This window comes from Blastococcus sp. SYSU D00868, from assembly GCF_054050575.1.
Genome location: NZ_JBJGZO010000030.1, coordinates 1 through 15,193, shown reverse-complemented (window position 1 = coordinate 15,193; position 15,193 = coordinate 1). Strand labels below are relative to the sequence as shown.

18 protein-coding genes and 1 pseudogene are annotated in these 15,193 nt (G+C 77.7%); 12 read left to right on the top strand and 7 right to left on the bottom strand.

The window, feature by feature from the left end; all coding sequences use genetic code 11:
* Window positions 1–795: 795 nt before the first annotated feature.
* Window positions 796–960, top strand: coding sequence for a hypothetical protein (locus tag ACI79F_RS19875; protein WP_456546832.1), 165 nt, complete (start codon window positions 796–798; stop codon window positions 958–960).
* A gap of 6 nt (window positions 961–966) precedes the next feature.
* Here ACI79F_RS19875 and ACI79F_RS19870 read toward each other — a convergent pair whose 3' ends face one another.
* Together ACI79F_RS19870 and ACI79F_RS19865 are read right to left on the bottom strand one after the other, a co-directional pair.
* A complete protein-coding gene (locus tag ACI79F_RS19870; protein ID WP_456546833.1) occupies window positions 967–1,629 on the bottom strand; it encodes a response regulator in 663 nt (220 codons plus the stop codon).
* Window positions 1,626–3,626 (bottom strand): histidine kinase, encoded by a 2,001-nt coding sequence (locus ACI79F_RS19865; RefSeq protein ID WP_456546834.1) that lies wholly within the window; start codon window positions 3,624–3,626, stop codon window positions 1,626–1,628. The genes ACI79F_RS19870 and ACI79F_RS19865 overlap by 4 nt, the downstream gene beginning before the upstream one ends.
* A gap of 152 nt (window positions 3,627–3,778) precedes the next feature.
* Here ACI79F_RS19865 and ACI79F_RS19860 point away from each other — a divergent pair, with 152 nt between their 5' ends.
* Both ACI79F_RS19860 and ACI79F_RS19855 read left to right on the top strand, forming a co-directional pair.
* On the top strand, window positions 3,779–4,492 hold the full coding sequence (locus ACI79F_RS19860) for a hypothetical protein (protein WP_456546835.1): 714 nt from the start codon (window positions 3,779–3,781) through the stop codon (window positions 4,490–4,492).
* Window positions 4,493–4,542: 50 nt separating this feature from the next.
* On the top strand, window positions 4,543–5,025 hold the full coding sequence (locus ACI79F_RS19855) for a DUF2505 domain-containing protein (protein ID WP_456546836.1): 483 nt from the start codon (window positions 4,543–4,545) through the stop codon (window positions 5,023–5,025).
* A gap of 68 nt (window positions 5,026–5,093) precedes the next feature.
* Here ACI79F_RS19855 and ACI79F_RS19850 read toward each other — a convergent pair whose 3' ends face one another.
* A complete protein-coding gene (locus ACI79F_RS19850) occupies window positions 5,094–5,678 on the bottom strand; it encodes an LppU/SCO3897 family protein (RefSeq protein WP_456546837.1) in 585 nt (194 codons plus the stop codon).
* Here ACI79F_RS19850 and ACI79F_RS19845 point away from each other — a divergent pair.
* Together ACI79F_RS19845 and ACI79F_RS19840 are read left to right on the top strand one after the other, a co-directional pair.
* Window positions 5,677–7,209, top strand: a pseudogene (locus ACI79F_RS19845) (serine/threonine-protein kinase). The gene ACI79F_RS19850 and the pseudogene ACI79F_RS19845 overlap by 2 nt on opposite strands.
* A gap of 48 nt (window positions 7,210–7,257) precedes the next feature.
* Window positions 7,258–7,383, top strand: coding sequence for a hypothetical protein (locus ACI79F_RS19840; RefSeq protein WP_456546838.1), 126 nt, complete (start codon window positions 7,258–7,260; stop codon window positions 7,381–7,383).
* Window positions 7,384–7,393: 10 nt separating this feature from the next.
* On the opposite strand, the gene ACI79F_RS19835 is transcribed toward ACI79F_RS19840, so the two are convergent.
* Window positions 7,394–8,431, bottom strand: a complete 1,038-nt coding sequence (locus ACI79F_RS19835; RefSeq protein ID WP_456546839.1) for an ion channel — start codon at window positions 8,429–8,431, stop codon at window positions 7,394–7,396.
* A gap of 90 nt (window positions 8,432–8,521) precedes the next feature.
* Here ACI79F_RS19835 and ACI79F_RS19830 point away from each other — a divergent pair, with 90 nt between their 5' ends.
* Entirely contained in the window at window positions 8,522–9,028 is a 507-nt protein-coding gene (locus tag ACI79F_RS19830) for a mycothiol transferase (RefSeq protein ID WP_456546840.1), read from the top strand.
* Between the two features lie 38 nt (window positions 9,029–9,066).
* Window positions 9,067–10,236 carry an acyl-CoA dehydrogenase family protein gene (locus ACI79F_RS19825; RefSeq protein WP_456546841.1) on the top strand — a complete coding sequence of 390 codons (1,170 nt, stop codon included), beginning with the start codon at window positions 9,067–9,069 and terminating at the stop codon, window positions 10,234–10,236.
* Between the two features lie 24 nt (window positions 10,237–10,260).
* Here the strand turns inward: ACI79F_RS19825 and ACI79F_RS19820 are convergent, their stop codons facing one another.
* Window positions 10,261–10,566, bottom strand: coding sequence for a hypothetical protein (locus ACI79F_RS19820; RefSeq protein ID WP_456546842.1), 306 nt, complete (start codon window positions 10,564–10,566; stop codon window positions 10,261–10,263).
* A gap of 140 nt (window positions 10,567–10,706) precedes the next feature.
* On the opposite strand from ACI79F_RS19820, the gene ACI79F_RS19815 reads away from it, so the two are divergent.
* Both ACI79F_RS19815 and ACI79F_RS19810 read left to right on the top strand, forming a co-directional pair.
* Complete coding sequence (locus ACI79F_RS19815; RefSeq protein WP_456546843.1) at window positions 10,707–11,288, top strand: hemerythrin domain-containing protein; 582 nt, start codon at window positions 10,707–10,709, stop codon at window positions 11,286–11,288.
* Window positions 11,289–11,354: 66 nt separating this feature from the next.
* On the top strand, window positions 11,355–11,663 hold the full coding sequence (locus ACI79F_RS19810; RefSeq protein WP_456546844.1) for a hypothetical protein: 309 nt from the start codon (window positions 11,355–11,357) through the stop codon (window positions 11,661–11,663).
* 3 nt (window positions 11,664–11,666) lie between these two features.
* Here ACI79F_RS19810 and ACI79F_RS19805 read toward each other — a convergent pair whose 3' ends face one another.
* Both ACI79F_RS19805 and ACI79F_RS19800 read right to left on the bottom strand, forming a co-directional pair.
* Window positions 11,667–12,284: an SAM-dependent methyltransferase gene (locus ACI79F_RS19805; protein ID WP_456546845.1), complete on the bottom strand. Its 618-nt coding sequence runs from the start codon at window positions 12,282–12,284 to the stop codon at window positions 11,667–11,669.
* Window positions 12,281–13,243: an NAD(P)/FAD-dependent oxidoreductase gene (locus tag ACI79F_RS19800; protein ID WP_456546846.1), complete on the bottom strand. Its 963-nt coding sequence runs from the start codon at window positions 13,241–13,243 to the stop codon at window positions 12,281–12,283. Before ACI79F_RS19800 ends, ACI79F_RS19805 begins: the two co-directional genes overlap by 4 nt.
* A gap of 67 nt (window positions 13,244–13,310) precedes the next feature.
* On the opposite strand from ACI79F_RS19800, the gene ACI79F_RS19795 reads away from it, so the two are divergent.
* From ACI79F_RS19795 to ACI79F_RS19785, 3 genes are read left to right on the top strand one after another with little or no spacing between them, the layout of a single operon-like run.
* Window positions 13,311–13,901 carry a helix-turn-helix domain-containing protein gene (locus ACI79F_RS19795; RefSeq protein ID WP_456546847.1) on the top strand — a complete coding sequence of 197 codons (591 nt, stop codon included), beginning with the start codon at window positions 13,311–13,313 and terminating at the stop codon, window positions 13,899–13,901.
* Window positions 13,898–14,467: a hypothetical protein gene (locus tag ACI79F_RS19790; protein WP_456546848.1), complete on the top strand. Its 570-nt coding sequence runs from the start codon at window positions 13,898–13,900 to the stop codon at window positions 14,465–14,467. Before ACI79F_RS19795 ends, ACI79F_RS19790 begins: the two co-directional genes overlap by 4 nt.
* A gap of 54 nt (window positions 14,468–14,521) precedes the next feature.
* On the top strand, window positions 14,522–15,127 hold the full coding sequence (locus ACI79F_RS19785) for an NUDIX hydrolase (protein ID WP_456546849.1): 606 nt from the start codon (window positions 14,522–14,524) through the stop codon (window positions 15,125–15,127).
* The last annotated feature ends 66 nt before the right edge of the window (window positions 15,128–15,193 follow it).

Sequence of the window (15,193 nt, the reverse complement as noted above, 5' to 3'; positions counted from 1 at the left end):
GGACCGCCGACCGGCCGGCGGGCCGTCGCCCGGCGGTCGCCTCCCGGCCACCCGGGGCGGCCACGATGCGGCCGACGGGACCGGCGGAGGGGGATGCGCGATGGGCAGACCGGGCGAGCGCGCCGCACCGGCGATCGGCGGCTGCGCCCTCGCGCTCGGTCTGGCGGCCTGGCTCTCCGCGGTCGGCAGCGTCGACGCCCCGGTCGCGTACCCGCCGGGACCGGTGCTCAGCGCCGCGGCCGGCAGCGGCTCGGCGGGGACCCCGGCGGCCGGCGGCGGGCTGCGCGCGGGGCCGCTGCTGGTCCCGACGATCGGCGACCTGCCCGGGCTGGACCTGCTGGCGACCGCGACCGCGCCGCCGGTCGCGTCGGTCGCGCCCGAGCCGGCGCGCTCGTTGCCCCCGCGGCTGTGGCGGGCCGCCCCCGCGCCGCCCCACCCGCCGGACCCCGCTACCGCCGGGGCGGCGGCGCCCGAGGCGCCGGCCACCACGCCCACCCTGCCGGTGCCCGAGCCGTCGTGCCCGCGGCGGCCGAGCAGCCGCCCGTGGCGGAGGAGCCGCCGGCGGAGCAGCCACCCGCGGAGCCACCCGCGGAGCCACCCGCGGAGCAGCCACCCGTCGAGGAGCCGCCCGCCGAGGAGCCCCCGCACGCGCAGCCGCCCGCGGAGGAGCCCTCGGTGGAGCAGCCCCCGGCGGAGGAACCGCCCGCGGAGCAGCCACCCGTGGAACCGCCGCCCGCCGAGCAACCCCCGGCCGAACAGCCACCCGCCGAACAGCCACCCGTGGAGGAACCACCCGTGGAGGAACCACCCGTCGAGGAGCCCCCGGCCGAGCAGCCACCCGTGGAAGAGCCGCCCGCCGAGCAGCCACCCGTGGAGGAGCCCCCGGCCGAGCAACTCCCCGCCCAGGCCGAGCAGCCGCCCGCCGACCCGACCGCCCCGGCCCCCGCCCCGGCCGGCTGAGGCGGGTCAGCCCGGCGCCACCCCGAGGCCCGGGGCGGCGCCGCCGAGACCGGCGTCCCTGGCCCGGGCGACCGCCTCGGCGCGGCTGGTGACCTGCAGCTTGGCGAACACGGCCGAGACGACGTTGCGCACGGTCTTGTCCGACAGGTACAGCCGCCCGGCGATCTCCCCGTTGGTCATCCCCGTGGCCATGAGCTCGAGGACCTCCCGCTCGCGGTCGGTCAGGTCGGGGAAGGCGGCGAGCGCGTCGCCGCGGGTGCTCAGCCGCGACAGCGCCCCGGACACCCCGCGGCCGAGGATCGTCTCGCCGTCGGCGACGGCCTCGATCGCCCGGGCGATCTGCGCCCGCGAGGACCCCTTCACCAGGTAGCCGCGGGCCCCGGAGCGCAGCGCGGCCGCGACGGCGTCCTGGTTCTCCACCATGGTCAGCACCAGGACGGCGGTGCCCGGCAGCGCCGCGGTGATCCGCGCCGTCGCCTCCAGGCCGTTGCCGCGCGGCAGGTGCAGGTCCATGAGGACGACGTCGGGCCGGTGCTCCAGCGCCGCGGCGACGGCGGCCTCGGCGTCCTCGGCCTGCGCCACCACCTGCGCCCAGTCCAGCGAGTCGACCAGGGCGACCAGGCCGTCGCGGAACATCGGGTGGTCGTCGACCACCAGCACGGTGGTCATGCCGCCCCCGTCGGCAGCACGGCGCGCACCGTCGTCCCCCGCCCGCCGGTGACCACGCAGCTGCCGCCGAGCTCGGCGGCGCGCTGGTGCATCGAGCCCAGGCCCACCCCGGCCGGCGCGCCGGGCCGCACGCCGACGCCGTCGTCGGACACGCACAGCTCCAGCGCCCCGCCGCGGCAGGCGATCGTCACGTGCGCGCGCGTGGCCCGGGCGTGCCGGGCGACGTTGGTCATGGCCTCTCCCACGATGCGGAACGCTGCCACCTCGGCCGCGGCGGAGAGCTCCCCGAGGTCGTCCGGCGCGTCGACGGTGACCTCGACGCCGCCGTCGGCCAGCCGGGCGGCGTGCGCCCGGACCGCCCCGACGAGGCCGAGGTCGCCGAGCGCCGCCGGGCGCAGGTCGTCGACGATCCGCCGCACCTCGGCCACGGTGCCGCGCAGGTACTCCGCGGCCTGGTCCAGGACCGCCCGCGCCCGGTCCGGGTCGGCCGGCACGAGGTCGGCCACCGCCTCCAGCTGCATCGCCGTCGCGGCGAGGCCGGGGCCCAGGCCGTCGTGCAGGTCGTGCCGGAGCCGGCGCCGCTCCTCCTCGCGGGAGCTGACGATCGACTCCCGCGAGCGCTGCAGCTCGTCGGCCAGCAGCACCGCGTGCGCCGCCTGCGCGGTCTGGCGCACCAGCTCCTCCTGCAGGGAGCGCAGCCGGGGCCCGAGGCCCCCGGCGGGCAGGACGACGTCGAGCTCCCCGACCGCCCGCCCCTGGTGCAGCAGCGGCAGCGTCCGCGGCTCGCCGGCCGGCCGGGCGCCCGCCGTCACTGGGGCCCGCCCGGGCAGGCGCAGCGCGACGTACGGCAGCCGCAGGGTGCGCGCGAGCACGTCGACGACCCCGGGCAGCACCTCGGCCGGGGTGACCGCCGAGTCCACCCGCCGGCCCAGCTCGCCGACCACCACCGCCGGGTCGACCGCGTCGCCGTAGAGCAGCCGGTTGACGCCCCGCTGCAGGGCGTCCCGCGCCGGCTGCACCAGCACGGCGGCCAGCGCGAACACCAGCAGGTCCGCCTCCCGGCCCCAGCCGCCGAACAGCGTCCCGGCCAGCACCACGAGCCCGCCGTAGACCGCCAGCGCCAGCAGGCTCAGCGACAGGTACACCAGGGTGCGGCCCAGCAGCGGGTCGAGGTCCCACAGCCGGGTCCGGACCAGCGCCCAGGCGACCGCGGCCGGCAGCGGCAGGAGCGCGGCGGCGATGAACGCGGTCTGCGCCGGCGGCACCGCCCACGCCAGGGCGATCAGCAGCACGGTGCCCAGCGCCCCGGCGAGCACCCACAGCACCTGCTCGCGCTCCCGGCCGGTGCTGCGCCGCAGCCGCACGACCAGCGACGCCAGGCCGGCCGCGGTGCCCAGCAGCACGAGCACCAGCGAGAACCCGACGACCGCGAAGGCGCCGTCCACCCCGGCCGGGTGCACCGGGTCGCCGTAGCCGGCCGGCACCGGCTGGTCCTGCTGGTCGTAGGGCGTTCCGGCCCACGCGGCCGGCGCGAGCAGCACCCCGGCGACGCCGACGGCGAACGCGGCGCCCCACCCCCGGCCGGGCAGCCGGCCCTCGGGCAGCACCTGGAGGAGCAGCGCCGGCACGGGCACGTACGCCGGCACCCACAGCCACGTCGACAGCCAGAAGGCGGCCGCGCCGAGCCCGGACGCCGGGTCGGTGGGCAGGACGGCGGCCGCGACGGTCGCGGCCAGCGCGACGCCGCCGCTGCACACACCGACCACGAGCAGCAGCCAGCCGGCGAGCAGCCGCGGCCGCTGCGCCGCGACCAGGGCGCCCAGCCCGCCCGCGCCGCCGGCGCCGGCCAGCCCCCAGGCCACCGTCGCCGGGTCCGGGTCGTCGACCGCGGTGAGCGACAGCACCAGGGCGCCGACCGCGGCCGCCAGCCCGAGGGCGGCGGCCAGCGCGGCGGGCACGCCTGCGGCGGGGCGCACGGACGTCGGGGGGCGGGGCACCGCGACATGGTGGCAGCGGCGGTGTCCCGGCCCCCAGGGACACCGCTCCCCCGGCACGTCGGGACCGCCGGCCGATGCCGCCGGGACGGCGCGGCCGCGACGGTTCTCCCCGTCCGGCCGACGGAGCCGGCCCCCTCCCTGGAGATCCCGACATGGACAGCACCACGCACCTCGGCACCGGCCTGCTCGCCCCCGCGGCCACCACCTCCCCCGCGCCGGCGGCGCCGGCACCGGCCGCGCCCGCCCCGGACGTGGTCCACCCCCGCCGCCGGCTCCTGGTCGGCGCCGCCCTCGTCGGCCCGGTCGCCCTGGCCGTGCAGGCGCTGCTCTCCTCGACCGGCCTGCCCCGCGACGAGGCGGGCCCGTGGCTGGCCGGCCTGGCCGAGGCGCCGACCAGCCAGGTGGCCTCGATCGTCGTCTACCTCGTCGGCATGGTCGCCACCCTGGCGCTGGCCGCCACGGTCGCGCTGGCCGGCCGCCGCCGGGCGCCGTGGCTGTCGGGCATCGCGGCGGCGCTGCTGGCCGCCGGCTGCGTCGGGGGCGGCGGCTTCGCGGGAATGCGGCTCGTCGCCCAGGTGATCGCCGAGCGGGGCGGGCCGGAGGCGGCCGCGCTGTGGACCGAGGTGCAGCAGGGCCCGCCGTTCCTCGTCCTCGGCCCGCTGGTCGGCATGGCGATCCTCGGCACCCTCGCGACGACCGCCGCGCTGGTCCGCGCCCGCGCCGACGTCGCCGTCTGGGCCGCGCCGGCCTACCTGGCCGGGTTCGTGCTCGCCAGCGGCGAGTTCCCGGTGGCCGTCACGGTCCTGGGCGAGGCGCTCGTGCTGGCCGCGCTCGTCCCGGTGGCCCGGGCCGCGCTGCGCGGCTGAGCCGGCCGGTCCCGCCGGGCGCACGCCCCGTCCTCCGCCGAGGATGGGGCGTGCCCATCGACGTCGCGACCGACCACCCCGCCCCACCCGACCGCGTGCAGGCGGTGCTCGCCGAGGAGTCCTTCCTCCGCGAGACGACCGCGGCGCTGGGCGCCCGGCTGCAGGAGGCGACCAGCGACGGCGCCACGACCCGGGTCCGGATGCTCGCGCCGACGGCCGGCATCCCCGCCGTGTTCGCCCGCTTCGTGGCCCGCGAGGTGCCGGTCACCGACACCCGCCGGTGGCACCGGGACGGCGACGGGTGGCGCTGCGACGTCGAGGTCCGCGCCGAGGTCTTCGGCCGCACGGTCGAGGTGACCGGCGAGCGCCGGCTCACCCCCGGCGGCGCGGGCACCCGCTCGGTGCTGACCGCCGAGGCCCGCGTCGACGCCCCGCTGATCGGCCGGCAGGCGGAGGGGGCGGTGCGGGAACTGGTGGGGGCGGTGCTGCGGCGGGAGACCGAGCTCCTCGACGCCCGGCTCGCCGCCGGCTGACCGGCCCCCGGACGGACCTCGGGCCCGGTCGGCGGGTCGCCGGCCGGGCCCGAGGAGGGCGTCGACGCTCAGTTCACGTACTGGGTGCAGTAGATCGTGCCCTCGGCGTCGGACTCGTCGACCTCGCCGTACCAGAGCTGGTACTCGGTCTCCGGGAAGGCGCTGCAGGTGCTGTCGTCGGAGTAGAACTCCGCCGAGGTCAGCTCCTCGTCGTGCTCGCCGATGATCCGCAGCACGGCCGCGGAGTCGTCGCAGTCGACGACCTCGGGGTTCCCGGAGTCGCTGTCCAGGCAGTCCCCGACCTCGGGCGTGCCGCTGCCGAAGAAGGCGAACAGCGCCAGTGCGGCGCCCACGAGCACCACGCCGGCGATCACGGGGATCAGCCACTTCGGCAGGCCCGACTTCTGCGGCGCGCCGAACGCGCCGGCGCCGGACTGCGGCGGGTACGGGGCACCGCCCTGCGGCGGGTAGGGCGCCTGCCCCGGCTGCGGCTGGTACTGGCCCTGCGGGAAGCCACCCGGCGGCGGGGGCGGCGGGGTGCTGCCCGGCGGCGGCGGCGGGAAGCCGCCCGGGGAGCCGGCGGCCGGCTGGCCCCAGCCGGCAGCAGCGCCCCCGCTCTGCTGGTCGGGGCCGTTCGAGCCCGGCGTGGTCATGCGGTACCTCCTGGTCGATGCTGCCGCGCGCCGCACGGGTCCACGGCGCGCAGGGCGCCCGGCCGTCCACCGGCCGGCGCGCTGCCCGGGGCAGCATGGCAGCCCCCACGGACGGCGCCCGGCAGCCCCCGCCCCGCGCGTCGGAGCGGCACCGGGCGCCCGCTCCCCGGCGCCGACGGCGCGCCGCGCACCGGCGGCCGGGCGTAGCGTCCCGCCCATGTCGGCCGACGCCGGGGGCGAGGGCCGCGTGCTGGGTGGCCGCTACACGCTCACCGAGGTCATCGCGCGCGGCGGCATGGGGGTCGTGTGGCTGGCCACCGACCGGCTCCTGGACCGGCCGGTCGCGGTCAAGGAGATCACCTACCCGCTGCACGTGACCGAGCACGAGCGCCAGGTGCTGCGGGAGCGCACCCTGCGCGAGGCCCGCCACGCGGCCGGCCTCGACCACCCGCGGGTGACGACGGTGTTCGACGTCGTCGAGGAGGACGGCCGGCCCTGGCTGGTGATGGAGCACGTCCCCTCGCGCAGCCTGCAGTAGCTGGTCGAGGAGCACGGCCGGCTGCCGTGGCAGGCCGTGGCCCGCATCGGGGCGGACGTCCTCGACGGCCTGGCCGCCGCCCACCGGGCCGGCATCGTGCACCGCGACGTCAAGCCGGGCAACGTCCTGGTGGACGCGGACGGCCGCGCCTGGCTCACGGACTTCGGGATCGCCACCGCCACCGGCGACTCCTCGCTCACGACCACCGGCACGCTGATCGGGTCGCCGTCCTACATGTCGCCGGAGCGGGCGCAGGGCGCGCGCCCCGGTCCGCCGGCGGACCTGTGGTCCCTGGGCGCGACGCTGTACACCGCGGTGGAGGGCCGGCCCGCGTACGCCCGGGACGAGCCGATGGCGACCCTGATGGCCGTGGTGTCCGAGCACCCCCCGCCGATGCTGCACGCCGGTCCGCTGGAACCGGTGCTGCGCGGCCTGCTCGACAAGGACCCGGCGCGGCGCACCCCGGCCGCCCGGGTCCGGGAGCAGCTGCTCGCCGCGCTGTCCGCCGGCACGGCCGGGCCCGGCTGGCCGCTCCCGCCGCGACCGGCCACCGCACCGCCACCGCCGCCCCCGCCGCACCGCGCGGAGGCGGCCGGCGGCGACCGGGTGGAACGGATCAGCGCCGAGGACCTCAAGGCCCTCGCGGTCGGGTCGGCCGCGCTGCTGTCCTCGGTGGCCCGCGACGCCGCCGACCAGGCCCGGTACCTCGCCGACCGGCGCCGCGCGCGGCGCGCGGGCCCCGGGACGCCGCAGCGGGCCCCGGCGGCACCCGCGCCACCGGACCCGCCGCCCGGAGCCGGCCGGCGGCCCGACCGGCGGCCCGACCGGCGGCCCGACCCGCGGCCCGACCCGCGGCCCGACCGGCGGCCCGGCCGGCGGCCGCGGTTCCGGCGGCGCTGGGTGGTGGTGCCGGTCGTCGTCCTCGTCGCGGTGCTGCTGGCCGTCGCCGCCGGGGTGGTGGTGCTGGTCGGTCTCGCCCTCGGGGCCTTCTGACGCGGGCGCCGGCGCGCGCGGCGGCGCCCGCTGGGTCAGGCTCGGGACATGACGACGCCGGGACCGGACCAGCCGCAGCCGCGGGACATCGCCCTGGAGCAGCCGCCGCCCGAGCAGCTGGAGGAGCTCGAGGCGGCCAGCGAGCCGGAGGCCGACCCGGCCGGCGAGGGCTGAGCGGCCCGGGTCAGGCCGCGGCGAACAGCCGCGCGGGGTCCAGCCGCTCCCGGGCCACGTAGTACAGCGTCGTGCCCGCCGGCACGGGCCGGTCCCACGGCGGGCTGACCGTCAGCTCGCCCCCCGGCGCGCGGACGGCCAGCAGCGTGGCGCCGAACCGCCGGCCGAGGTGGGTCTGCACGTCGCCCACGCTGGCCAGCCCGGACCCGGAGGGGACGAGCGTGGAGTAGGTGTTCCCGTGCCCGCCGCTGGTCATGAGGTCGTTGTAGACCTGGGTCAGCCCCGGGTCGGCCGCCTCCTCCGACAGCAGCGACGGCATGTGCCACTGCACGACCTGCACCCCGCGGTTGACGTAGCGCAGCGTCTCCTGCCGGGCCAGGTCCCGGACGGCGGCCACCAGGTGGATGCCCGGGTTGGCGTGGTCCACGGCGACCGCGATCGCCAGCGTCTCGTTGTCGTCGCGGCCGTCGACGACCGCCGTCCGGGCCCGGGGCACGCACGCCCGCACCATGACGTCGCCGTGCGTCAGGTCGCCGCGGACGAAGTCGACGTCGGGCAGGTGCGGCATCGGGTCCTCGGCCACCTCGTCCCAGGCGCACAGCACCACCCGCACCCCGCGCTCGGCCGTCAGCTCGGCGACGATCCGCTCGGTCCGGCCCGGCGTGTAGCCGAGCAGCACCACGTGCCCCTCCAGGTCCAGCGGGACCACTCCCCTCGTGCGGCGGCCCCGCGCGGTCTGCAGGGCCGTGGTGAGCTGGGTGAACAGCAGGGTCAGCGTGACGATGCCGCCGATGATCACGTAGACGCCCACGACCCGGCCGGCGACCGAGACGGGGAAGGCGTCGCCGTAGCCGACGGTCGCCGACGTGACGACGAAGTACCACCAGTAGGTGCCCGGGTCGGCCAGTCCGCTGTCGGGCGGCTCGACCAGCGCCATCGCGGCCCAGCTGGTGAGGAAGACGACGACGGTCACCGCCAGCGGCAGCCGCCAGCTGCGCAGGCGCAGCCGCAGCACCCGCGCCAGGCGGGCGAACAGCAGGAAGGGCACCGGTCCTCCCGGGTCGACGGCTGGTCCCGCGGCAAGGTATCCCGGCGGGTCGGCAGGCGTCGGCGGGCCGGCCGCGGGTATGCCGCGGCGGTGCAGAGCTCCGACGTCCTGTCCTACGCGTACTCCCAGGTCCACCAGACGTTGCGGCGCAGCGTCGACGGGCTGACCGCCGAGCAGCTGGCCGCCCGCGTCGCGCCCGGCGCCAACCCGGTCGGCTGGCTGGCCTGGCACCTGCTCCGCGTCCAGGACGACCACGTCGCCGAGGTGGCCGGCGGCGAGCAGGTCTGGACGGCGCAGGGCTTCGCCGGCCGGTTCGGCCTGCCGGTCGACGACGCCGCGACCGGCTACGGCATGTCCGCCGAGGAGGTCGCCGCCGTCCGGGTCGAGGACCCGGCGCTGCTCGTCGAGTACTCGGCCGCGGTGCACGCGCGGACGGCGGAGTTCCTGGGCGGGCTGTCCGACGCCGACCTCGACCGCGTCGTCGACACCTCCTGGGACCCGCCGGTCACCCTCGGCGTGCGCCTGGTGAGCGTGCTCGCCGACGACCTCCAGCACCTGGGCCAGATCGGCTACGTGCGGGGGCTCCTCGGCGCCTGACCTGCGCGGCAGCGCGGATCGCCGTAGCGTCCCCAGCCGTGACCAGCCCCGACTTCTACGCCCTGGAGGAGCTCCTCGAGCCGGAGGAGGTCGAGATCCGCGACCGCGTGCGCGCCTTCGGGGAGCGGGAGGTCACGCCGATCGTCAACGACTACTGGGAGCGCGCGGAGTTCCCGGCCCACCTCGTGCCGCGGCTGGCGGAGCTGGGCATCGCCGGCGGCACGATCTCCGGCTACGGCTGCCCCGGCATGAGCGCCGTCTCGGCCGGGCTGGTCGCCGCGGAGCTGGCCCGCGCCGACGGCAGCATCGGCACGTTCAACGGGGTGCACAGCTTCCTCGCGATGCAGTCCATCGCGATGCTCGGCTCGGAGGAGCAGCGGCAGCGCTGGCTGCCGGCGATGGCCCGCATGGAGCTGATCGGCGCGTTCGGCCTGACCGAGCCGCGGCACGGCTCCGACGCCGTCGCGCTGGAGACCTCCGCCCGCCGCGACGGCGACGCGTTCGTGCTCGACGGGCAGAAGAAGTGGATCGGCAACGGCTCCATCGCCGACCTGGTGCTGATCTGGGCGCGCGACGAGGACGGCGACGTCGGCGGCTACGTCGTGGAGCGGGGGACGCCGGGCTTCGAGGCGACCGTGATGACCGGCAAGACGGCGCTGCGGGCGGTCTGGCAGGCCGAGATCACGCTGAGCGACGTCCGGGTGCCGGCGGAGAACAGGCTCGCGGGCTGCCGCTCCTTCCGGGACGTCTCCCAGGTCCTCGACCGGACGCGGTACACCGTCGCGTGGCGGGCGCTGGGCCTGGCCACCGCGTCCTACGAGCTGGCGCTGGCGCACGCGCTGCGGCGCGAGCAGTTCGGCCGGCCGATCGCCGGCTACCAGCTCGTGCAGGACAAGCTGGCTCGGATGCTCGCCGAGATCACCTCGATGCAGCTGATGTGCTGGCGGCTGTCGAAGCTGGCCGACGCCGGGCGGATGACGCCGGCGATGGCGTCGCTGGCCAAGATGAACCACGCCGCGAAGGCCCGGGCGATCGTCGCCGACGCCCGCGACGTCCTGGGCGGCGACGGGATCCTGCTGGACCACCACGTGGCCCGTCACCACGCGGACATGGAGGCGGTCTTCACCTTCGAGGGCACCGACTCCGTGCAGGCGCTCATCGTCGGCCGGGAGATCACCGGCCTGTCCGCGATCAGCGGCCGCCGCTGACCCGGCCCCCGGCCGGGGCCCGGCTCAGACGGCGCGCAGCAGCGGCGGCGTCGCGGCCTGCGTGGCCCCCGCGGGCGCCGGGACGAGCGGCGCGGGCACGGCCGCGGTCAGGCGGACACACTCGGGGCAGGCGGTCCGCCCGGTGCCCATCCGCTCCCACCGCTGCGAGCCCCAGATCTGCACGATGGCCCCGCACAGCGCGAGGTCGACCACGCCGTCGAGGTCGCGCGCCGGGCGGTCCACGACCACCGCGTGCCACGGCGTCTGCTCCGACGTGCCGTGCCAGGACCAGCGGTCAGGACGCGCGAAGCCGACCGCTAGGGGATCCACGCTGCCCTCGTGCCCACGCCCTGCGCAGGGCAAACACCGGTCGCGCTGCGGACCCGCCGGCGGATCGGGTGTCGGCCGATCGCGCCCGGGGAACCCTGGTGGGCCCGAGCCGAGGGGGCCTGCGCGTGAGGGGAGAACCCATGACCGCCGCACCCGACCGTGACGTCGTGGACCTGCTGACCGCCGACCACCGCGAGTTCGACCGGCTGTTCCGGGAGCTCGAGGGGCTGTTCGGCCGCACCGGCGAGGAGGACCTGCGACGCAAGCGCGACCTCGTGGACGAGGTGACGATCGGGATCGTCAAGCACTCCGTCGCCGAGGAGACCCAGGTGTACCCCCGCGTGGAGGCGGAGGTGGACCAAGACGAGGCCGAGCGCTCCAAGCACGAGCACGGCGAGGCCGAGGAGACGATGAAGCGCCTCGAGCGGATGGATCCCGGCGACCCCGGCTTCGACGACGAGGTCGCCACCCTCGCCCGCGAGATCCGGGGCCACGTCGAGCACGAGGAGGGGGTCATGTTCGCCGAGCTCCGGCAGAGCCTCCCGTCCGACCGCCTGGCCGAGATGGCCCGGGACGTCGAGCGGGTCAAGGCGATCGCGCCCACCCGTCCGCACCCCCTGACGCCCAACGAGGCGGGCGTCCGCACGGCGCTCGGCCCCGTCGCCAGCCTCCTCGACCACCTCCGCGACGCCGTGAGCGGCCGCGGCAAGCAGTCCGGCTGAGCGCACCCTCCGCCCTCCGGCGGCGCTACCGTCGAGAGCGCACGCCGTCGGAGGGAGGAGGCCGCCGTGGACCCGGTGACCCTGCTGGTCGGGGCCGGCCTGCTGGCGGCCGGCTACGGTGCCGGGCTGCTCACCCGCCGCCGCCCGGCCCCGCCCCCGCCGCCGCCGGCCCCCGTGTGCGGCTGCGGCCACACGCTGAGCCAGCACGACACCGAGACCAACACCTGCTACGCCGAGCTGCGCCGCGACGCCTACGACAAGCGCGGTCGCTGGTCGGGCCACACGTGGGTGCCGTGCACCTGCCGGCAGTACGTCGGCCCGCGACCGATCGACGAGGTGTTCCTCCCCCGCCTGCTGCCACCGGGCGACGGCTGAGCGCTAGCGCCGGCGGGCGCGCAGCACCGCGTCGGCCATCGGCAGGTCCTCGCCCTCGTGCGACCGGCCCAGCCGCTGCCGCGCCCCGGCGACGAGGACGTCGAACTCGCCGGCCGGCAGCGCCGCGGCCAGCTGCTCGCCGGTCGCGAACAGGTCCGGGTCCTGCCCGTGCCGGACGGTGTGCAGGTCGCTCGGGTCGTGCTGGGCCACCAGCAGCGTGCCGCCGGGCGCGACCGCGGCGGCCAGCCGGGCCACGACGGCGTCGCGCACGCCGCCGGGGACGTGCAGGAACGCCGTCGTCACCAGGTCGAAGGCATGCCGAGGGGGCGCCCAGGTGGTGACGTCGGCGTACTGCCACGCCGTCCGGTCGGCCACCCCGCGCTCCGCCGCCGCCGCGGCGGCCCGGTCCAGGGCGGTGCGGGACAGGTCGACCCCGGTCACCCGCCAGCCCTGCTCGGCGAGCCAGATCGCGTCGCCGCCGGTCCCGCAGCCGACGTCGAGCGCGGTGCCCGGCACCAGGCCGGTGGTCTCCGCGACCAGGACGTCGTTGGGCCGGCCGCTCCAGTGCGCCTCCCCGGAGGCGTAGCGCTCCTCCCACCAGGCCTCGTCGTAGACGGTCACGCGGCGCCCGCCCCGGTCCGGGCGGCGACGGCCGCGCGGGTCTCCTCCATCACGAGGTCCATGTTGACCTGCCCCGCGGCGGCCAGCCCCTGCGCCGCGGCCACGACCACCTGCGCGCGGACGTCGCCCGCGTTGCCGGCGACCCAGATCCCCGGGACCGGGGTCGCCCCGTCGGCGCCGGCGGGCAGCACCTCGCCGAAGACGACGCCGTTCATGCCGACCTCCTCCGGGACGAGCCCGAGGTCGGCGAGCAGGTCCCCGGGTGCCCGGACCCGGGTCTGGGCGACCAGCGCCCGCAGCGGGACGACGGCGCCGCCGGCGAGACGGACGCCGCTGAGCCGGCCGTCCTCGGTCTCCAGGCCGACCACCTCGCCGGACACCACCTCGATGCCGCGGGCGGCGAGCTGCTCCCACTGCTCCTCGGTCGGCTCCGGGCCGGTGTGCAGGAAGAGGGTCACGTCGTCGGTCCACTGCCGCCACAGCAGCGCGCCGTGCGTGCTCATGGCGCTGGACGACAGGATGCCGACGGGCTGGTCGCGGACCTCCCAGCCGTGGCAGTAGGGGCAGTGCAGCACGTCGGTGCCCCACAGCTCGGCCAGCCCCGGCACGCCGGGCAGCTCGTCGCTCGCGCCGGTGGCCACGAGCAGCCGGCGCGCGCGCACCGTCGACCCGTCGGCCAGTGACACCGCGAAGCCGCCGTCCACCCGCCGGGCCGCCGTCACCCACCCGTCGCGGACCTCGGCGCCGTAGCCGCGCACCTCCGCGCGGGCGAGGGCCATCAGCTCCGCCGGCGGGGTGCCGTCGCGGGTCAGGAAGTTGTGCACCCCGGCCGCGGGCGCGTTGCGCGGCGTCCCCCCGTCGACCACCAGCACGCTGCGCCGCGCGCGGGCGAGGGCCAGCGCCCCCGACAACCCCGCCGCTCCCCCGCCGACCACCAGGACGTCCACTCGTTCGCTCATGCCGACGAGGGTGCGCACACGCTCGCCGTCTTGACAAACTTCCTTGCTGGAACGGCAAACTGGTGCGGTGACCGACGACGACGTCCTGGCGGCGGTGGGCCCCCGGCTGCGCGAGCTGCGGACCAAGCGCGACGTGACGCTCACCCAGCTGTCCGAGACCACCGGCATCTCGGTGAGCACGCTGTCCCGGCTGGAGTCGGGGCAGCGCCGGCCCACGCTCGAGCTGCTGCTCCCCCTGGCCCGCGCGCACTCGGTGACCGTCGACGAGCTGGTCGGGGCGCCGGGTACCCCCGACCCGCGGGTCGTCGCCCGGCCCTTCGAGAAGGGCGGGCACACCTTCTGGCCGCTCACCCGCCGGCCGGGCGGTGTGCAGGCCTACAAGCAGGTCATCCCGCCGCGGACGCCGTCGGGCGAACCGGAGCAGAAGACGCACGAGGGCCACGAGTGGATGTACGTGCTGTCGGGGCAGGTCCGCCTGCTGCTGGGCGAGCACGACCTGTTGCTGCGGGCCGGCGAGGTGGCCGAGTTCGACACCCGCACCCCGCACTGGGTCGGCAACCCCGGCGACGTCCCCGCCGAGATCCTCAACCTCTACGGCCCGCAGGGCGAGCGCATCCACGTGCGCGCCCAGCCCGCGCGGGGTACCGGGCGGGGATGAGCGGGAAGACGGCGGAGGACTACGCCGACGACTACACCGAGCCGGAGCTGCGGGCGCGGCTCAAGGAGGAGATTAGGGCCGGCGACCGCGGCGGCCGGCCCGGCCAGTGGAGCGCGCGCAAGAGCCAGCTGCTCGCGCACGAGTACGAGGCGGCCGGCGGCGGCTACCGGCACGCGGGCGAGCGCACCGCGGCGCAGCGGCACCTGCAGCAGTGGTCGGACCAGGACTGGCACACCGCCGACGGCGGCACCGGCGCCCGGGACGGCGACACCACCCGCCGTTACCTGCCCGACGCCGCCTGGCAGCTGCTCACCGAGGACGAGCGGCGGGCGACCGACCGCGCCAAGCAGCGCGGCGAGGACCAGCACGTCCCGAACACCGAGGCCGCCCGCGAGGCCCGGGCCGCCGCCGAGCTGCTCGACCTGACCGCCCCCGAGGCCCGCGACCGGGTCGCCGGCATGGACGCCGGCACCCTCGACCGGGCCGAGCGGGCCGAGCGCGAGCTGGGGAGGGGTCGGAAGACCGTCCTGCAGGCGATCGAGCGCCGCCGGGCGGAGGGCAGCTGACCGGCCGGGACTCGGTCGGCAGCGCTGTCGTACGGTCCGTCCGGAGGTGCACCGATGAGTTCTCCGATCGACCGGGACGGCGTCGCCGCCCGCGTCTCGGCCTTCCCGCGCGCCGCGGTCGACCGGCCCGACCTCAAGCACGCCGCCGTCGCGGTCTGCGTGGTCGAGTGCGACGGCGTCCCGACCCTGCTGATCACCCGCCGGGCCGCGCGGATGCGCAGCCACGCCGGCCAGTGGGCGCTGCCCGGCGGGCGGCTCGACCCGGGCGAGACCCCCGTCGAGGGGGCCCTGCGGGAGCTCGAGGAGGAGGTCGGGCTGACCCTGCCGCCGTCCGCGGTGCTCGGGCTGCTCGACGACTACGTGACCCGCTCGGGCTACGTGATGACGCCGGTGGTCTGCTGGGCCGGCGACCCCGGCGAGCTCACCCCGCACGAGGCCGAGGTGGCGAGCATCCACCTGGTGCCGGTCGCCGACCTGGACGTCGAGCCGCGGCTGATCCGCATCCCCGAGTCCGACCAGCCGGTCATCCAGCTGCCGCTGGAGGGCGGGTTCGTGCACGCGCCGACCGCCGCCGTCCTCTACCAGTTCTGCCAGGTCGCCTGCCGCGGCCGCGACACCCGGGTCGCCCACCTCGAGCAGCCGGTCTTCGCCTGGCGCTGACCCCGGCCACGACCAGGTGACCTGATCGTGGCGCGTCCTCCCTCACCGTGGACGGTGAGGGAGGAC

Excerpts from the sequence above, each read along its gene's own strand:
- ACI79F_RS19785 (WP_456546849.1), top strand. The coding sequence starts at position 14,522 with ATGAGTTCTCCGATCGACCGGGACGGCGTCGCCGCCCGCGTCTCGGCC.
- ACI79F_RS19800 (WP_456546846.1), bottom strand. The coding sequence starts at position 13,243 with ATGAGCGAACGAGTGGACGTCCTGGTGGTCGGCGGGGGAGCGGCGGGG.
- ACI79F_RS19870 (WP_456546833.1), bottom strand. The coding sequence starts at position 1,629 with ATGACCACCGTGCTGGTGGTCGACGACCACCCGATGTTCCGCGACGGC.
- ACI79F_RS19860 (WP_456546835.1), top strand. The coding sequence starts at position 3,779 with ATGGACAGCACCACGCACCTCGGCACCGGCCTGCTCGCCCCCGCGGCC.
- ACI79F_RS19840 (WP_456546838.1), top strand. The coding sequence starts at position 7,258 with ATGACGACGCCGGGACCGGACCAGCCGCAGCCGCGGGACATCGCCCTG.
- ACI79F_RS19850 (WP_456546837.1), bottom strand. The coding sequence starts at position 5,678 with ATGACCACGCCGGGCTCGAACGGCCCCGACCAGCAGAGCGGGGGCGCT.
- ACI79F_RS19815 (WP_456546843.1), top strand. The coding sequence starts at position 10,707 with ATGACCGCCGCACCCGACCGTGACGTCGTGGACCTGCTGACCGCCGAC.
- ACI79F_RS19790 (WP_456546848.1), top strand. The coding sequence starts at position 13,898 with ATGAGCGGGAAGACGGCGGAGGACTACGCCGACGACTACACCGAGCCG.